Origin of the sequence: Rhizobium sp. NRK18, assembly GCF_024385575.1 — a bacterium.
In the GTDB taxonomy this organism is placed as follows: domain Bacteria; phylum Pseudomonadota; class Alphaproteobacteria; order Rhizobiales; family Rhizobiaceae; genus JANFMV01.
Map to the genome: position 1 here is coordinate 223122 of NZ_JANFMV010000004.1, position 18098 is coordinate 241219.

The 18098-nt window shown below is 61.4% G+C and carries 15 protein-coding genes; 1 reads left to right on the top strand and 14 read right to left on the bottom strand.

Features of this window, described 5'->3' with window-relative positions; all coding sequences use genetic code 11:
• Nucleotides 1-8: 8 nt before the first annotated feature.
• The 6 genes from NN662_RS20285 to NN662_RS20310 form a co-directional block, all read right to left on the bottom strand.
• Complete coding sequence (locus tag NN662_RS20285; protein ID WP_261932233.1) at nucleotides 9-866, bottom strand: glycosyltransferase family A protein; 858 nt, start codon at nucleotides 864-866, stop codon at nucleotides 9-11.
• Between the two features lie 7 nt (nucleotides 867-873).
• Nucleotides 874-1686: a hypothetical protein gene (locus tag NN662_RS20290; RefSeq protein ID WP_261932234.1), complete on the bottom strand. Its 813-nt coding sequence runs from the start codon at nucleotides 1684-1686 to the stop codon at nucleotides 874-876.
• Nucleotides 1683-2786, bottom strand: coding sequence for a glycosyltransferase family 8 protein (locus NN662_RS20295; protein ID WP_261932235.1), 1104 nt, complete (start codon nucleotides 2784-2786; stop codon nucleotides 1683-1685). Before NN662_RS20295 ends, NN662_RS20290 begins: the two co-directional genes overlap by 4 nt.
• A 129-nt stretch (nucleotides 2787-2915) precedes the next feature.
• On the bottom strand, nucleotides 2916-4028 hold the full coding sequence (locus NN662_RS20300; RefSeq protein ID WP_261932236.1) for a Gfo/Idh/MocA family protein: 1113 nt from the start codon (nucleotides 4026-4028) through the stop codon (nucleotides 2916-2918).
• Nucleotides 4029-4108: 80 nt separating this feature from the next.
• Nucleotides 4109-5872: a SulP family inorganic anion transporter gene (locus tag NN662_RS20305; RefSeq protein ID WP_261932237.1), complete on the bottom strand. Its 1764-nt coding sequence runs from the start codon at nucleotides 5870-5872 to the stop codon at nucleotides 4109-4111.
• A gap of 137 nt (nucleotides 5873-6009) precedes the next feature.
• Nucleotides 6010-7533, bottom strand: coding sequence for a sulfatase (locus NN662_RS20310; protein ID WP_261932238.1), 1524 nt, complete (start codon nucleotides 7531-7533; stop codon nucleotides 6010-6012).
• Nucleotides 7534-7758: 225 nt separating this feature from the next.
• On the opposite strand from NN662_RS20310, the gene NN662_RS20315 reads away from it, so the two are divergent.
• Nucleotides 7759-8664: a LysR family transcriptional regulator gene (locus NN662_RS20315; RefSeq protein ID WP_261932239.1), complete on the top strand. Its 906-nt coding sequence runs from the start codon at nucleotides 7759-7761 to the stop codon at nucleotides 8662-8664.
• 45 nt (nucleotides 8665-8709) lie between these two features.
• Here the strand turns inward: NN662_RS20315 and NN662_RS20320 are convergent, their stop codons facing one another.
• The 8 genes from NN662_RS20320 to NN662_RS20355 all read right to left on the bottom strand — a co-directional run bounded on the left by NN662_RS20320 (nucleotide 8710) and on the right by NN662_RS20355 (nucleotide 18097).
• Entirely contained in the window at nucleotides 8710-10224 is a 1515-nt protein-coding gene (locus NN662_RS20320) for a tripartite tricarboxylate transporter permease (protein WP_261932240.1), read from the bottom strand.
• 4 nt (nucleotides 10225-10228) lie between these two features.
• Complete coding sequence (locus NN662_RS20325) at nucleotides 10229-10732, bottom strand: tripartite tricarboxylate transporter TctB family protein (protein WP_261932241.1); 504 nt, start codon at nucleotides 10730-10732, stop codon at nucleotides 10229-10231.
• The gene (locus NN662_RS20330) at nucleotides 10729-11721 is read right to left on the bottom strand and encodes a Bug family tripartite tricarboxylate transporter substrate binding protein (RefSeq protein WP_261932242.1); all 993 of its coding nucleotides are present in this window, start codon (nucleotides 11719-11721) and stop codon (nucleotides 10729-10731) included. Before NN662_RS20330 ends, NN662_RS20325 begins: the two co-directional genes overlap by 4 nt.
• 494 nt (nucleotides 11722-12215) lie before the next feature.
• Nucleotides 12216-13271, bottom strand: coding sequence for a TolB family protein (locus NN662_RS20335; protein WP_261932243.1), 1056 nt, complete (start codon nucleotides 13269-13271; stop codon nucleotides 12216-12218).
• A 19-nt stretch (nucleotides 13272-13290) separates the two neighbouring features.
• On the bottom strand, nucleotides 13291-14715 hold the full coding sequence (locus NN662_RS20340; protein WP_261932349.1) for an aldehyde dehydrogenase family protein: 1425 nt from the start codon (nucleotides 14713-14715) through the stop codon (nucleotides 13291-13293).
• 17 nt (nucleotides 14716-14732) lie between these two features.
• A complete protein-coding gene (locus NN662_RS20345) occupies nucleotides 14733-16427 on the bottom strand; it encodes a GMC family oxidoreductase (RefSeq protein ID WP_261932244.1) in 1695 nt (564 codons plus the stop codon).
• A 5-nt stretch (nucleotides 16428-16432) separates the two neighbouring features.
• The gene (locus NN662_RS20350) at nucleotides 16433-17221 is read right to left on the bottom strand and encodes an ABC transporter permease (RefSeq protein ID WP_261932245.1); all 789 of its coding nucleotides are present in this window, start codon (nucleotides 17219-17221) and stop codon (nucleotides 16433-16435) included.
• Nucleotides 17222-17224: 3 nt separating this feature from the next.
• Nucleotides 17225-18097 carry an ABC transporter permease gene (locus tag NN662_RS20355; RefSeq protein ID WP_261932246.1) on the bottom strand — a complete coding sequence of 291 codons (873 nt, stop codon included), beginning with the start codon at nucleotides 18095-18097 and terminating at the stop codon, nucleotides 17225-17227.
• Nucleotide 18098 lies beyond the last annotated feature (1 nt).

The following is an 18098-nucleotide window of genomic DNA, read 5'->3' on the forward strand; positions in this document are numbered from 1 at the left end:
TCGAGGCTTCAGGGGTCAGCGGTCACAATGAGCGGCCCCAACTCCGCAGTGAGCGCCCTGATCGCGCGGTCGTTGCCGTTGTCATGCGGAATACCGCGGTTGGTCAGAACGAGCCCGGAGTGCTCGCAGCCCGGCCATTCGATGATCCGTGTCTTCGGGCCGACATGCCGGATCAACGTGCCGCGGCGGCGCGCCATCCAGTAAAACCAGAGATCATCACCCGTCGGACAGAGACGCATGAAGCGGTCCTCCTCGAAAACCATGGGATCAAGCGAGCCGGGCGGATAGAGAACGCCGCCGACACCGGTTGCGAAAATGTCCGCCCCTTCCACCGCACCGCCAATGTTCTTCTCCCACGCCTCGTATGAGAGCAGCCGACCGTCATCGCCATGACGGACACGGTGGGCCCTGTGCGAGATGATCCGGCCCGGATGCCGTGTCGCGCAGTCGACCAACCCCTGCAGCCAGTCTTCCGGATAATAGACATCATCATCGCAGGTGACGATGAAGGCCTCCGGATTGTCGCGCAAAACGGGAATCAGTTTGGTGTAGGACCTGATGTTGCGGCTGTACGTTCGGATGACGAGGCCGTCCGCTTGCAGGCGCAGCACATCATCCGGGAGCTGCGTCTCGTCGCCTTCGGTGAGCGTGAGTATGATTTGGTCGGCTCTGACCGTCTGCTGTCTTATGGTCTGAAGGGCCAGAGGAAGCGTTTTGAAGCGGGCCGGATAGCTGGTCAGCGAAACGATCAGTGGCGCGGAAAGCCCGTGCGGTTGGCTGGTCGGATCGCGCCGCAGCACTTCACGGACCATTCGCCTGCTGCGGATACGGCGCTTGAACTCGATAAACCACTTTGGATCAGCCATGGGCATCCTACTCCGGCATCTGCCAGGCGCGCCGCAACCACTCGACGTCACCGATCCTTCGATACCAACGTCCACCCTTCCCGCTCAAAACGTCCTCCATCTTGGGGTACCCTGCAAAGCAGACGATGCGTGCGCCTTTCGGCAAGGTCGGCTCTTTGAAATAGCTCAGGAACAACCGGGGGACGCAATGGTTCTTGAAGCTCACGCACCACCCTTTGGGCCAATAGTTGAGATCGCCGTTGCGGGCGAGTTGCGCCGATTGGAAGCGTTGCGAAAGACCGTAATCCCGGACGGCCCCCTCCGGATCGGCAAGGTAAGCATCCAGAACATGACGATGGGCACCGATTTGGTAGCGGAAGACGGAGCTGTTGCCGACCGAGTTCAAGAAGGCCCGCCGCGCCGGGTTGAGCCAGCGCAGGGGCTTTGCCCTGAAGAGTTCGGCGTCACGGAGGATGCGGAACGTGCCCGGAATTGTGAAGAAGGGATCGAGATCTCCCACGACAACCTGATCGAGATCGAGGTAGAGCGCCGTGCCGGAAAGCCCGGCTAGGTTGTCGTTGAACAACGCCATCTTCCGCCAGCGTGTGTCGCAGTGGCCGTCTGCCAAATCCACAGCGGGCAAGGGCATTGCCTCGACTTCCTTGTCGAGACCGTGCGCGTCGTCGGTGAAGCAGATGAACCGGTGCGGTCGGGCCAGATGGCGTTTGACCCCGCGCCTCAGCCGGTTGACGAAGTGAGGCTCGTAAAGATCGCCCCATTTCATCGTCAGGATGAGAACAGGCGTTTCGTGGTCGCCCGATGCCATAAGCAGGGAGCTCACGTCTGGTCTCGCGGCTGGGGTTCGAGCCAGAGATTGCGCCCGTCGAAGCGAAGGCTCCCCGACAGTTCGGGCTCGATCTCCATAGCCAGCGGGTCGGCGAAATCATGGTTCCGTTGCGCAGTCCGGAGGTAGCGCACCATCTTTTCCCGTCGTTCGCTCCAGAGGTGGCGTTCCCGGTGCTCCTTGGGAGTTCTGATGCCCTTTTCCGACAGGACACGTCGGAAAGCTCTACGCAGCGCCCTGATCCGCTTGTAGTGCCCCGGAATGGCGACCTCTCCCGGATCTACGCCGGCCTCGTCAAGGATACGGAAAAACGCCTCCTCGTGCTCGATCCGTCGATTTGATGCACCAGGATGGCCTGGCAGGAACCAGGGTTTGATGGGCGTGCAGAAATGCAGGAACACGGGGTCGACCCATTCGTCGATGCCGAGCTCGAAGAAGGGCGGCTGATAGTTCCAGCGCGGGCTGAGTTCGGTCCACAGCCCATCCATCGCGTGATTGAGGAAGTCCTGGGACTTGATCCCGCGAACATCACGGTTCTGGTAGTAGCTCGACAGACGATGCCCAAGCGCCCCGTTGTCCCAGCGGGCGGGATCGATCAGCATCATGCCGGAGTTGAAATAGCGTCCGCCGGTAACGCCGAGACGGTCCAACCACTCCTCACGAGAGAGGCCGGTGCCGCGCGGGGCCTTGTCAATCGTCGCGGTGTCGCTGACCGCGCCGATTCCGTGGGGCAACTCGATATCCCAGATTGAGTGGTCGACCCGTTCGCACAATATGTCGACATCGAGGTAAAGCAGCCGGTCGTAGTCACGCAGCAGGGATGGCGCGTAATTGCGCAGAAACACCACCCTGGGCCACTTTTCCGAAACGGGCACATTGTCCGGTAAATCGAACCTGATTCTGTTGCGATGAACATGGATGTCGGAGGCGCCTGGAACGTCGATGGCTTCGGCTCCCTGGCCTTCGACGAACACATGGACGTCACAGCCCCATTGCCTTGAAAGCCTTCGGCCGAGCGCACCCGTGACCTTCACGAACCGAAGGTTGGTGATCAGATATATCGCATATTTCAAAACTTTTGCCGTTCTATCTTCCAAGTCCCGGACGCTTCCACCGGAGGGCTGGACGTCGCAGGGTTGCTTCGCCTGAAATACCTTTGATTCATATAGGTTTTGTTGCCCCCCCTTTCGCATCGGTCATATGGAAGTTGATGGCGTGCTCCTTGTTCAAAAGTCGCCACCCAGCGTGACAGCCGCTCCTTGAGAGGAGGCCATGGCATGAATGATCCGCTCGATCTCCAGTCCGGCGGCAAAATCCGGTCCGGCATTCATCCCGCCCGCAATGGCAACCAGCAGGTCGCGGGCTTCGATGACCTTTTGCTCGTTGAAACCGAAATTGTGTCCTGGCGCGGGGCAAAACGGCGCGAAATCCGGCTGATCGGGCCCGGTCAGATGACGTTTGAAGCCGGCCTCGCCCCTGCGGTGAACCCATAGTTCGTTCATGTTTTCTTGATCGAAGACAATGCTCCCTTCCGCCCCGTGAACTTCCCACTGCAGGCGGCATTTGCGCCCCCGCGCCACACGCGAGGTGGCGAAGGACCCGTGCGCGCCGCTTGCAAAACGCAGGAGCGCCATCGCGCTGTCCTCGTTTTCAACCTTGCGGGGGCCTTCGGGGCTTGGGCGTTCGGGAATGGCAATGTGAGTCATGGCCGTCAGTTCGGCGACCGGCCCCATCAGCGCGACCATGTGGCTGACCAGGTGGCAGCCGAGATCGCCCAAGGCGCCCAGGCCGCCAGCCGCGTGGGTCATCCTCCATGTCCAGGGAAGGTCTGGGTCCGCGCAATAGTCTTCGTCGTAAACGCCGCGAAACGCGTGCGGAATTCCGATCTCCCCCGCGGCAATCAGGCCGCGCGCCGACTGAAATGCCGGCGATCGCAGATAATTGTAACCGAGGATCGTGACCTGCCTCGGATGTTCGGCGGCCAGTGCTGCCATCGCACGCGCATCGTCCAGCGTCAGCGCCATCGGCTTTTCGAGCCACACATGCTTTCCGGCTGCAAGCGCCGCTTCAGCCATGGGACGATGCAAGCCGTTGGGTGCGGTGATGGAAACGACATCGACACATGGATCGCTGACGGCCGCCTGCCAATCCGAACTCGCGCGCGCAAAGCCGAACTGCGCGGCGAAGGCTTCAGCCTTGTCGACCGGCGTGTCGCACAGGATTTCGAGCCGGTGATGGGCGCCGCCGAACACCGCCGCCACATTCCGCCATGCCATCGCATGGCACTTGCCCATGAAGCCCGTGCCAATCAGCGCCACGCCCAGCGGGGCGTCCGGCATGGAGAAGGACTTTGCAGCACTTGCCTGTGCCTGCTTCGGCGGACGTGCATGCTGTCCGTGCGCTTGGGGTACCTGGATCATCATGACGTCCTTTTCACGGTATGACTGCCAATGGCTTCAGAAAACGTTGGGCATTCGAAAAAGATGCGCGCCGTACAGCTGGCGCACACGTTGCGATCGAGTTGGTCGGGCACGATCGCCGCAATCGCATCGTGTCGGTGGCTGAAGATATTCTCGTCCTTCAAGGCATCGACCACACCATACCGCCTCATCTTTTCCAGCAAGGGCACATAGCGAGAGGTCAAGTATAACCGCCCTCCCCGCGCTCGACGACGGCGGCCTTCCTCGATCAGCAATTCCGCTCCGGCAAGGTCCAGCTGCCCGATCCCGGTCAACTTGAGTACAAGATCCTTTTGACCGGGCCGTTCGCGTTCGATCCGCCTCAGCGTCTGACGCAGCTTCTCGACGACACCGAAATAAAGCGGGCCATTGAGCCTGCCGAACAGCAATTGCGGGCATTCCGGGCCGCCGTGGCGCACATTGTGGAAGGAATGGTTGGGGCGGTTCTGGTCCGGGACGGTCAGCTCGAGCTCGGCATTGATGGATTCGTTGAGAAACAGAGCGAGGCTCAGCAAGACCCCGGCAAAGACGGAGAATTCCAATCCGACGGTGAGCGCCGCGATGAAGGTGACGAGGAACGTGAACGCATCACGCCGGGATTGCTTCGCCAGCCGGTAGAAGTCGACGAAGCCGATCTGGCGCCAGGCAACCAGGATGATGACCGCCGCCATCGCCGGAATCGGTAATGCGCTGAACAATGGCGCGACGAGAAACAGGATCGCGATCAACGCGCAAGAGGCAAAGACCGCGGCCAGTGGCGTACGGGCACCTGCCTCGTGATTGACGGCGGTACGCGTCAGCGAACCCGCGCCGGCATAGGCTGAAAAGAACGGCCCAACCAGATTGGAAAGCCCCTGTCCGATGATCTCGCGATTGCCATTCAGGGTCTCGTCACGACGATGGGCATAGAGCCGAGCGACGGTCACCGACTGCATCAAGCCCACGATGGCGATGGCCAGCGCTGGCTGCGCAAGCGACATCGCGTCGGCCATCGAAACGCTGGGTACCGCAGGCGTCGGAAAGATCGAGGGGATCGCCCCGACTGTGCGCGTTCCCAACCCGAACCCCCAATTGACCGCACCGCCGATCCCCAGCGCCACGAGATAGCCCGGCAGACCGGGCGCGCAATATCTGAGGATCACAGCAGTGAAGAAGGTGACGCCGGCAACGATCATCGCCCCCGGCGCGGCATCCGGGAGAGACGAAGCCAGCTGTGAAAAGAAGACGTCGACGGCCCCCAGGTGTGGCATCGAGATGCCCAGAACATCACCGATCTGGCTCATTGCAATCAGGATCGCGGCTCCGGCACTGAACCCGTTGATGACGGGAGCAGACACAAAGGTCAGAAACCGGCCCAGGCGGGCCAGACCAATTGCGAGCTGGATTGCGCCCACCAGCAAGGTGAGGGCCAAGGCCGCGCCGATCCATTCGGCCGATCCGGCTGCATATCTCGGTGCAAGCGAGGCGAAAACCAGCGCCGACACCGCGGTTGTCGGCCCCGAAACCACGATCCGCGAAGAGCCGCACAATGCTGCCACCACCGGTGTGATCATTGCCGAATAGAGACCATAGGCCGGCGGCAGACCTGCAATCGACGCGAAGGCAATCGCCTGAGGCAGCACGATCGCCGCTCCGGTGACAGCGGCAAACAGGTCACTGCGCAGCGAGCCCGCGTCGACCATCTGCCGCCAGTTCACCGCGCTATGCAAGTTGATCATGCTCATTCTCGAATTCGTCCGCGGCAATGGAAGATGCGGGTGGCGATGTCATGGAAGGGCTGGCGCCCTCCTGCGTGACCCGAAGCAAGCGGGTCCGCTTTCGATTGTTCGACGCGACCGGAATGCGCGCGTATCCGTCTCTTTCAGGTCGGGCTAAGGACCTTTTTGGACTCCGGCAGAAGGTCAAGCCGATCATACGCCTCTCGCGGGGCATCATTGGCATGCATCTGGCGCATCATCTTTGTCACCATCGTCCGTTCCAGAGACGGATCGGCAAGCGGTCGCTCCTGACCGGGGTCTGCCACAAGATCATACAGGCGGGTCTCGTTCTCGATCAGGCAACCAGGGCCGTAGTTGTAGTACATCGGCGAACGCTCGGTGACCGGCACCTTCAGGAGGGGCACGTTCTTGGTCCAGTCAAATGGAGGCGCAAGCGTTGCTCCCTCCAGCTCCTGCGTTGAAAAGTGCGAGGTGATGTGAGTGGGCATCAAGGTGTACTGATTGATTTCCTGGCCGGCGATATCCGCGGGGAAGCGGTGATAGCTGTGGAAGCCGTCCGTCACATTGATGGCTCCGCCAAAATAACCGAAGATGACGGCCTCGCGCTCGCTGGCGCGCAGCAGCGACTGTCCCTGCATCTCGACCGGTGCCTCGACCCCCCAGAGATCAAGAAAGGTCGGGGCCAGATCCGTCGATTGGGTCAGGCGGTCCACGCGACGGGCGCCTGGATCGCGCGGATCGTGCAAGATGAGAGGAATATGCGCGATTTCCTCATACATGTTCATCCTGTTCTTGGCCCAGAAATCATGTTCTCCCAACAGGAAGCCATGATCGGTGGTGACGACGAGCGCCGTGTCCTTCCACATGTCGTGGGCATCGAACTCGTCGAGCAGTCGGCCCAGCAGCGCGTCGCATAGTGCCACGACCGCATAATAGTTTGCACGCAGCTCGTCTGCTTCTTCCGGCAGATCCTCAACCCGGCCATAGCGCGGCCAATCGAGAACGCCTTCCTTCCAGCCGGTGTCGAAGGGCTCCTTGAACCGATCGGGTGCATAGAAGGGTTCGTGCGGATCGAAGGTCTCGATCTGCAGCAGCCAGTCATCCGCATCGCGGTTGGCATCGAGAAACTCGAAGCCCGCCTGGAAGCATTGGACCGAGGGGAAATCCTTCTCTTCGCGGATATACTCGCGATTGATCAGATGGGCCTTGTGCTTCGGCACGTTGTCGATGAATTCGAGCTGACTGGCATGGTATTTCTCACGCAAGCGCTCCCACGGCGGTTGCACCAGGGCCTTCCACGGATCGCTTTCCTGACCACGAATGAATTCGAACGTGTTGTAGCGGTTGTGATAGGTGGCCCCGCCATCCTCCCAATAATGATAGTGGTCCGTCACCAGATGGCTGTGGACGCCTTTGGCCTTCAGCAATTCGGGGAATGCGTTGTCGAAGGGTTCGAGGGGTCCCCACGACCGATGAAGGAAACTCAAATGTCCGGTCAGCATGTCACGCCGGGCCGGCATGCAGGGAAGCGAGCCGACATAGTGCTTTTCAAAGACCTGCGCGCGCGCCGCCAGGCGATCGAAGTTCGGCGTGGGCACCCGGCTTCCGCCGTAGCATCCCAGCATGTGGCGGTTCAGGCTGTCGAACAGAACGAATACTGACTTCATGATCTAAACCGTTACCGCGCGGCCGATGATGGCGTCAGACACCATAAATCTGATTTCCCGATGAACCGCCTGGCCTCCCAACGGCGACCATTGAAACAAGTCGATTTTTGCAAACTCCGTGCGCACGCGTCGTCCTCCCTGATATCTGCAGGCGGACCTTGTCACCCGGTAAGGTATATGTAAAATTGCTTTAGATCGCGATTTTCATAACTTTTTGGAATGCCTATGGATCGGCAACTCGTAGCGTTCATGACCGTCGCCAGGCTGGGCAACCTCACCTTGGCCGCGCAGCGTCTCAACATCACGCAACCTGCGCTGACCAAGCGGCTTGTGACCTTGGAAGAACGCCTCGGCGTGAACCTGTTCGACCGCAAACCACGCGGTATGGAACTAACCGCAGCGGGAAGAATCTACCTGCGGCATGCCAGTCGCATCGAACAGGAATACCGCCAGGCGAGCGAGGAAATCGGAATTCTCGAGAATGCCGGCATGGAGACCCTGCGGGTTGGGGCCGGACCGCTTTTTCATCTCCGCTATGTCGCCCAGGCCTTTTCGGCGGTTCGCAGACGTTTCCCGACGCTCAGGCTCGATCTCGTCGCGCGCAACAACGGCGAAACGCTGCCCATGCTGGTGGCGGGAGAACTCGATCTCGTGCTTGGCACGGTCGAGCCGCTGGCTTCGGAATATCTTCTCCATGTCATCCCGTTGCTCGAGGTCGAGCAGGCGGTGGCTGTCGCAGAAGACCTGCCCTGCGCCGGCAAGGATGTCCTGTTGCCATCCGATCTCATGCACATGGATTGGGTCGGCTACAGCCAGGTCCCCGGCAGCCGCGAGCTACTGACGCGCTATTTCTCGCAGCACCAGCTTGGCGTCCCGCGTTTCGCTGCGCAAACAACATCCTTTACCGCCGGACTGCATCTCATCAGGCATTCGAACCTCGCAATGCAGGTTCCGCTTCAAATTCGAACCGTCGTCGGCCACGAGGGCCTGCGCGTGCTGCCTGTCTCTCCTTCCCTGGGACGATCGGCAGCCGGCATATACATGCGTGAAAGCTCGCAAGGCATCCCGGCCGTTCAGGCGATGAACGAGGAATTGCGTCGGATCACCAGCGCACAACCTACTGACATCTGAGAGCCGTTCGCCACAGAGGCATGGGTTCACTGGGTCCCCGCCCGCCTATGCCTTTTCCTCCACCAGCGCCGACTGTCGTTCCGCAAAAAGACGGCGCAGGGTGAAGAAGGCCACGCAGAGCAGCAGGGCCACGTTGATGAACAACAAGGTGGCCGAGACGGGACGCTCGACGAAGATGCGCAACCCGTCATGCGACAGAAGCAGCGTGCGCCGGACGTTGTTTTCAAGAAGCGGCCCAAGGATCACCCCGATGACCATGGGCGCCAGCGGATAGCCGCCAGCCCGCAACACCAACCCGACAAGGCCGAAGGCAAACATTACCCACAGATCGAAGACCGAGCTGCCGACCGCATAGGTGCCGATGGCACACATCAGCAGGACCGTGGGGATCAGGACCACCTTGCGCAGGCGCAGCACGTAGACGAACAGCGGCGTCATGAGAATGCCGACGACGAACAGAGCGATATTCGCAAGCATGTAGACCAGGAATATCCCGCCGACGATATCCGAGTGCTGGGCAAACAAAGTGGGGCCCGGAAAGATGCCGAGGATCAACAGCACCCCGATCAGCACGGCGGTGGCCGCATCGCCGGGAATTCCGAGCGCAAGGGTGGGCACCAGTGCGCCACCTGCCGTGGCATTGTTGGCGCTCTCCGAGGCGACGATGCCACCTTCCGCCCCTTCCCCATAACGCTCTTCGCTCTTGGCGAACGTCTTGGCGACAGCATAGGCTGTAAAGGACGAGATCACGCCCCCCGCCCCCGGCAAGGCGCCAACGCAGGCTCCGATCGTGGAGGACCGCAACAGGTTCGGCCAGCGCGTCAACACCAGCATGACAGTGCGAAAGCCGGGTCGGGCAATGGCGAGATTCGGTCGTTCAAGCAAGTCGTCGCCGGTCAGCAAATTGCTCATTTCCGAGATGGCGAAGAGCCCGACCACGATCGCGACGATGTTGAAGCCGTCGGAGAGCTCGAAGAGGCCAAATGTGAAGCGTTCCGCGGCGGTGAATTCGTCGGTACCGGCCGTTGCCAGCAGCAGCCCCGCCGTTCCGGCAATCAATCCCTTGAGCATGGACTGGTCCGATACCGCCGCGATTGCCGTCAGTCCGGTGATCGCAAGCAGGGCATATTCGGGCGGCCCGAAGCCTGCTGCGAAGGCGGCAAGCGAGGGAGAGAACAAGATCAGGATCAGGCCACCGAAGGCGCCTCCGAGTGCGGACGCGGAGATGGCAATGCCGATGGCATCGGCGGCGCGTCCATTCTGCGCCATCGGATAGCCGTCGAACAGCGTCGCCGCCGCGAGAGGCGTTCCCGGTATCCGCAACAGGATCGCGGAGATTGCCCCGCCGCACGAGCCGCCGACATAGATGGCGATCAGGAAGCCCATCGCCTGGACAGGGGGAAACGTAATCGCATAGGGCAGCAACAGGATGATCCCCATCAGCGGCCCCAGCCCCGGCAAGGCGCCGACGAGCAGGCCAATGATGAGACCGGCACCGACCAGGGCCAGCGTCGAAAGGCTCGCAACCAGCCCCGCCCCTTGTAAAAGCATGTCAAACATCAGTTCACCAGGGAATATTGAGATTGAAGATGCCGCCCGGCAGCACGACGTCGAGCTGGCTTTCGAAGAACCAGGCCATGCCAAAGGAGATCGCAAGACTGAACACGATCATCTGCCACCACTGTCGTGAGCCGCAGGCGACCATAATCGCAAACAGCATTGGCGCAGAAGCAAGGTGAAAGCCGAGAACTCCAAGGAGCGCCAGATAAAGGCCGAACAGCGCGATGACCACGGCAGGGCGAGTGAGCTGATGCAGCCTTAATCCATCCTCATTCTCAGGTCTGCGCGCGACAAACTGGACGATGACCTGCAACGCCACGAGCCCCAGAAGCACCAGCGCCACACCGCGAGGATAGGCGGCCGCATTGTCATACGGCCCCCCTTCCGCCATGCCCGCCGGCCCCAGTACGTCGTGAATCTGCTCGAAGACCAGAGCCACCAGGACAAGCATGAATGCAATGGAACACCATTCCGCAAAACGACGTCCGATAACAAGCGAGCTGGTCATTTCAGCGCCTTCAGCGCATCTTCTTCCCACTTGATCGCGTCGGCCATTGTCGAAAGCTGGTCACGCACGCCTGAAACGATCTTGTCGTACTCGGTATGATCCCAGTCGAGCGGCACGAAGCCGATCCGCTCGATCTTGGCGCGCACATCGGGATCCTTCATCGCCTTGCCCATTGCCGCACGCAACGTCTCCACGCGCTCGGGCGGGGTATCCTTCTTCACGAGCCACCAATCCCAGCCCATCGGCGCAAGCCCGCTGATCCCGAGATCTGCATCGATGTCCGCAATGGACGGCGCTCCACCAAAGGCCGCCTTGGCTGAGGCTTGCTCCGACAGGACGAGCCCGATCTTGAGCGCATCGGGATCCTGCTTGTAATTGCCCACATTGACGAAGGCGAAATCGAGGATTCCGCTTTTGACATCGTTGTTGGCCGCCGGCGGCGACTTGTAAGGAACGTTCTGCGCGACGACCTGGTAGGATTGCAGGACCTTCGCCATGACGAGGTGGGGCAGATTGTTGCGCTGACCCGAGGAGTAGCGCAGCTTGCCCGGATTGGCCTTGCCCCAGGCCATCATCTCTTCGAAATTCGACCAGCGCGTTTCATCTGTACGCCATCCGATTGCAAAGGCGTTCGAAGCGGCGGCATGCAACGGAATGAAATCGTCAAAGTTCCATTCCGCCTTCTTGAGAATGGGCTGCAGGACCAGCGGCGCGACGTAGCCGTCGATGATCGTATATCCGTCGCCAGGCTTTTGGAGCGCCGTCTGGAATGCCTTGATGCCGCCGGCGCCGGGAGTGGCAAGCACCGTCATCGGCACCCCAAGCTCCTTGCCCATCGCGTCGGCGATGATCTGGCTGACCGACAGCGCGGGGCCGGCCCCAGCCGGCAGGATGCTCTCGATCGTCCGGTCGGGATATTCCGCCATGGCCGGGACTCCGATCAGGGATGTCGCCAGCACGGACGCAGCGAAGATGGATTTGAAATTCATGAATTCCTCCCATTGAGATGTCTGAAGCTGCGAATGCCTCTCCTCAGGACGACACAGTCTTCAATAAAGCCCCCGTGGCATTTTGAAACTGGGGGCTGAGAAATAGGTTCGGTCAGAAGGCCGGCCCCACATAAAATGGCAATCGAAGGCAACTGCCCGTGCCGCCTGAAATTCTCAAGTGGACCCGGCGGACGATACAGGCGCATGCGCGTTGTGCATCGGCCGGCTGTGTCGATCGAACGTGGCGAAAATCGTTCACTAGCGTCGTCCTCCTTCGAGCAGTTAGGGGAACTTGCCGCCTGGCGAGACATATGTAAAATTGCTTTAAACAAGAATTATCATAACTTTTTGGAATAGAGTGAATCCTTGGCGCATCACTCCGCCTGCTTGAATATGGGCCGGCATGAGCGCATCCGGCCCTCCGTACCGACGCCCGGCATCAGGCGAAGATACGAGCACTTCACGGCAAAGATGGCAGCGTCGAACGTCACGCCTTACGACACAGGATATCGGACATAGGCGAAGAAGCGTGAATCGGGCGACCAGGACGCGACGTTGATCGTTCCCTGTCCTCCGTTGAAGCGGTCGATGTCACGGACATTCCGGCCGTCGGGGGTCATCGTTCGGATAACAATGCCTTGGTCCGGCGGATGTCCGGTCGTGCTCGGCGGGTATGAAAGGTAGGCAATCAGGGTGCCGTCCGGGGATGGATGCGGGAACCAGTTCACGCGGTCATCGAAGGTGAGTTGCTGCACATCCGATCCGTCGGGCCTCATCCGGCAAATCTGTGCCTGTCCGGGAGAACAATGTTCGGAGTTGAAGTACACCCATTCGCCGTCGGGCGAGAATTCGGGGCCGTCGACCGGATGGGCCCCGTCCGTGAGCGCCTTGTCGTTGCCGCCTGATGAAGGAATCATGCAGATCTTCGTGACGGTCCTTCCGGCTTCCATTTCCAGGCCGACATAGGCCAGCATGTCGCCCTCGGGCGAGATGCCGTGAAGATAGTACCTGAAGTGCCGTTCCGGATCGTGGTCATTGGATATCTTCAGCGGCTCGCCGCCATTCACATCCACCCGATACAGATGCCCGTCATTCGCGCTGACAAACAAGTACCGCCCATCCGGTGACACCAGATGATCATTGTTCAGGTCTTCGATCGGAGCGGTGTTGATACGGCATGGTCCGACCTTGCCGTCCGGCGAAATGCGAAAGAGCCTGCCGTCGCCGTTATAGACCAGCCATTGACCGTCGGGCATCCAGTTCGGCGCCTCGATCAGCTCCGTCGACTGGTAGACAACCTCGATGGATGCCCCATCGCGAGACGCCACCACGAGTTCCGAGACCTGGCCCTCCTTCAGAAGACGCGGATTTACAGGGCGCATGGTCATCTCCTCCTCGGTCTCGCTGCAGCAAACATAGCGTAGGAGCGCGGCCACGGGTGACGCGACCTGACCTTCGCTGCCAACCGCAAGCCCGCTGCAGGCGTCCCCATTGCAGCGCATCGAGACTATCCATCCGGTTGTCGCAGAACAAGGCACTGCGGCGCACATGACCGCCGGTCCGGGCAGGTCAATCCCCGAAGCCGACGATGCCCTTGATCTCGGTGAACTCGTGCAGGCCGAACGTGCCGTATTCGCGGCCATTGCCCGACTGCTTGTAGCCACCGAACGGAGCGGCTCCGTCCCAGGCAGAGCTGTTCAGGCGAACGATGCCGGTTCTGAGCCGCCGGGCGAAGGCGCGTGCCTCTTCCGGCTCGCCCTGGATGTAGGAGGCGAGGCCATAGGGCGTGTCGTTGGCGATCTCGGCTGCCTCGTCCTCGCTGCCATAGCCGAGGATCGACAGGACCGGCCCGAAGATCTCCTCGCGAGCAATGGTCATGTCGTTGGTGACGCGGGCGAAGACTGTCGGCCGCACATAATAGCCGGCGTTGAGGTGCGCCGGCCGGTCCGGGCCACCGGCGACCAGTGTCGCGCCCTCTTCGATGCCCTTGCGGATCAGCGTCTGGATCTTGTCGAACTGCACCTGGCTGACGACCGGACCGATGTCGGTCGATGCGTCCATTGGAGATCCGACACGAATACCGTCCGCCGCCTCCCGGGCCACGTCGATCGCGCGGTCCATGCTTTCCTCCGGCACCAAGAGCCGGGTCGGCGCATTGCACGATTGGCCGGAGTTGGCGAAGCATCTGGAAACGCCGGCGCGCACGGCCGCATCGAGATCGGCGCTCCGGAGCACGACATTCGGCGACTTGCCGCCGAGTTCCTGATGCACGCGCTTGACCGTCGGCGCAGCAGCCTCGGCCACCGAGATACCCGCACGGGTCGAACCTGTGAAGGACACCATGTCGACGTCGGGGTGGCTCGCGAGCACCGCCCCCACCGTCGGTCCGTCGCCATTGACGAGGTTGAACACGCCCCTGGGCACGCCAGCCTCATGCAGAATTTCGGCAAACAGGATCGCGTTGACAGGCGCGATCTCGGAAGGCTTCAACACCATGGTGCAGCCGGTGGCGAGCGCCGGCGCCACCTTGCAGGCGATCTGGTTGATCGGCCAGTTCCAGGGCGTGATCATCCCGACAACGCCGATCGGTTCGTGGACGATGCGGGTCGTGCCCTGCATGTATTCGAACGGGAAGTCCTGCATGGCGCGGATCGTCTGCGTAAAATGGGCAATGCCGATGCCGGCCTGCTCGTTTCGCGCCATCTGCAGCGGCGCTCCCATCTCCCGGGAGATTACGTCACCAAGCTCGTCACGGCGACGGGTGAGGATCTCGAGAATCCGCTCGAGGAGTGCCAGACGCTGCGCATGCGAGGTTAGCGAAAAGCTTGGGAAGGCACGTCGCGCTGCCGCGATCGCCCGTTCGGCATCCGCAGCCGATCCCATGGCGATTTCCGCGAAGGGTTGCTCCGTCGCCGGATCGATGACCGGCAGACGCGACGTGCCAACCGGTTCGACCCAGGCGCCATCGATGTAGAATTTCAGATACTGGTCCATAGTGTTCGCTAAGCCCTTCATTGGCCCGCCAGAATAAAGTCTGCAACGCGCTCGGCAATCATAATCGTCGGAATATTGGTGTTGGCACAGGGAATCGACGGCATCAGCGAAGCATCGCAGACCCGCAATCCCTCGACACCATGGACACGCCCGGTCGGCGATGTCACCGCCGCATCGTCGTCAGCGTGCCCCATGCGGCAGGTTCCCGAAGGATGCCATGTACCGCCGACATGGCGGCGCACGAACTCCGTCAACGCATCATCGTCGTTGAGCAGCCCTTCCATGGTCGTGCCGAGGGTAATGGCCGAATGCACCAACGCCGCGCGGAACGGTCCCGCCAGGTCGAGCAGGCCAGACAGCATACTACGCTGTAGGGCGTTCCACCGGCCCGGCACGGCGACCCTGGCAACGCGCGGCGAGTAGCTGGACGGAAAGACGATGCCGCGATGGCCGTTCATATGAGGATCGGACAGCGCTTCGGCACCCATCCGCAGGGCAAGCTTGAGACGGACGAGATCCCGCTCGTCGCTGAGCATGCGGAAGTCGACATCGGGCTCGCCGTGCGGATCGGACGGGGAAAGCCGGACGGACCCACGCGAATAGGATTTGTTGACCCAGAAGAACAGGCTGCCGAGACGCATGCCGACGGAGTGCCATCCCGACCGGGACAGGATTGCGGCATGCATGTCGCCGGCAGGCGCTCCCTCCAGCCCCGAAGAAAAGCGCCAGATCGCCTGCTCGTGATGCTCTGCGGGGTCCCGGACGCGCATGTGCGGCGGCAGGTAGGCGGCAACGGCAATGGAGGGATGCTCCATCAGATTGCGCCCGACACCGTTGCGCATTGCGACCACCTCAATTCCGGCGGAGGCGAGTTCGCCGGCGGGCCCAACGCCGGAGCGCATCAGCAGAGCCGGCGTGTGTATGGCGCCCGCCGAGACGATCACCTCGTTTGCAAGAATGGTCTCGGCTGTCCCACCAGAAATCACGGCGCCGGTGGCGCGACGGCCGTCGAACAGGATGCGATCGGCAAAGCTCTCCGTGATGATGCGCAGATTGGGACGCTTGCGGACATCCGGCGTGAGATAGGCGAGCGACGTCGGCAGCCGCTCGCCCCGATCGCTGACGGCAATGGCGCCTCGAAACGCACCGTCTTCCCAAATACCGTTCTGATCAGCCCGGATCGGATAACCGCGCCGGTCCAGCGTCTTCATCACCCGGTCGACGAAAGGCGAGATCCGGTCATCCGAAATGCGGCGGATCGTCAGCGGGCCGCCCTGACCATGCAGCGGCCCGTCAAAATCCCGGTCCGTTTCGATCTTCAGAAAATAGGGCAGGCACTCATCCCAGCTCCAGCCCCCGGCACCGAGCGCTTGCCATTCGTCATAGTCGGCCGGCGCGCCGCGGTTGGCCATCAGGGCATTGATCGCGGAACCTCCGCCGAGGAGCCGGGCCTGTTCATAGCGGCGCGAGGATCTGGATGAGACATTGGAACGGGAATAGCCCATGAGGGCCGTCAGGTGCGACCAGATATTGCGCGTGTCGAGATAGGCCCTGCCGGGATACCGGCTGCGAATCTCGTCCGGGATGTCATCGGCCGAAATATTGCGCCCCGCTTCGACCAGAACGACCGTTCGCTTAGGATCGGCGGAAAGTCGGGCGGCCAACACGCAACCGGCCGAACCGCCACCCAGGATCAGATGGTCCACCATCATGTCCGTCATCCCCGCGACCGCTCGGCCGTTCGCGCATTCAGCGCCGCCAGCATCAACAGGATGAAGGAGATGGCCGTCAGCATGGAGCTGATCGACGCAATCGTCGGATCGATCTCGTCACGAAGCGCCGTGAACATCTTCTTCGTCAGCGTCTGATACTGGCCACCGGAGATGAACAGCGAGACCACGGTCTCGTCGAGCGCCGAAATGAAGGCGAACAGCAGGCCGGAGATCACGCTCGGTCGGATCTGCGGCAGCGTGACGGCGAAGAATGTCCGCCAGCGGTTCATGCCGAGGCTGCGCGAAACCATCTCCTGCGTATGGTCGAATTTGCGCAGGCCGACGAGCACGGAGGTGACCACATAGGGCAGGCCGAGCATGACATTGGCAAGGATCAGCCCGGTCATTGTCGCCAGCAGACCGACCTGGGCATAGACGAGGAAGACACCCACCGCGGTGATGACGATCGGCACGATCAGCGGCAGGAGCAGCAGCGCCTGCATGCTCTTCACGAGGCGGGACTGCGTGAGGTTCAGCGCATAGGCCGCGGCGGTGCCGATGACGGTGGCGATGATGGAAGCGCAAACCGCGACTGTCAGGCTGACGCGCGTCGCCTGCATCCAGGACGCGCTCGTCAGATATTCCTGATACCAGCGCAACGACCAGGAAGGCGGCGGAAACGCCAGGAAACGCGCGCCGGAGAAGGACATCGGCAGGATGATCAGGATTGGGATGATCAGCCAGGCGAGGATGAGGGCCACGAAGCCGTAGAGGAGAATTTTGGGGAAGCTCATGCGTCACCTCGTTCCCATGATGCGTTCGAAGGGGATAAGCAGGCTCGCCAGGCGGAAGATCAGGAACACGCAAACCATCAGCACGACGCTGATCGACGAGGCGGCGCCCCACTCGTTGTAGACTTCGATGTTGCGGGAAACCAGCATCGAGACCATGTAGGTCCGCCCTCCGCCAAGCAGTTCCGGCGTGATGTAGAAGCCGAGAGTCAGCACGAAGACCAGCACCATGCCGGCGATCATGCCCGGCAGCGAGAGCGGCAGAAAGACGCGCATGAAGACATGCAGCGGTGTCCCGCCGAGGCTGGCGCCCGCCAGCGTCAGTTCGCCGGGGATTTTCTTCATCGTCGCATAGAGGGGCAACACCATGAAGGGCAGAAGAATGTGGATCGTGGCGATGACCGTGCCGAATTCGTTGTTGACCAGCTTCAGCGGCGTATCGATCAGGCCTGAACCGGTCAGGGCGGAATTGACGATGCCGTTGCGCTGCAGAAGGATCAGCCACGCATAGGCGCGCACCAGCACGGAGGTCCAGAACGGCAAGAGCACCATCGCCAGAACGAGGATACTCCAGCGCTGTGGCAGGCCCGCCGCCACATAGGCGACGGGATAGCCGAGCAACACCGTCATCAGCGTGACGATGGCGGCGATGCGGAAGGTTTGCAGGAAGGTCTTCCAATAGACCGCATCCGTCAGAAACCGCTGATAATGGACGAGCGAGAAGCCACCGTCCTGGCGTATCGACTGCCAACCCAGCCACAGAAGCGGCAGGACCAGCAGCGCGACGACGACAAGAACGGCCGGCGCCAGCAGGATCAGCATGAGTTTCTGCTCGCGCCGCTCGTGCAATTCAGACGGATTTAGAGACGGTTGCGTCATC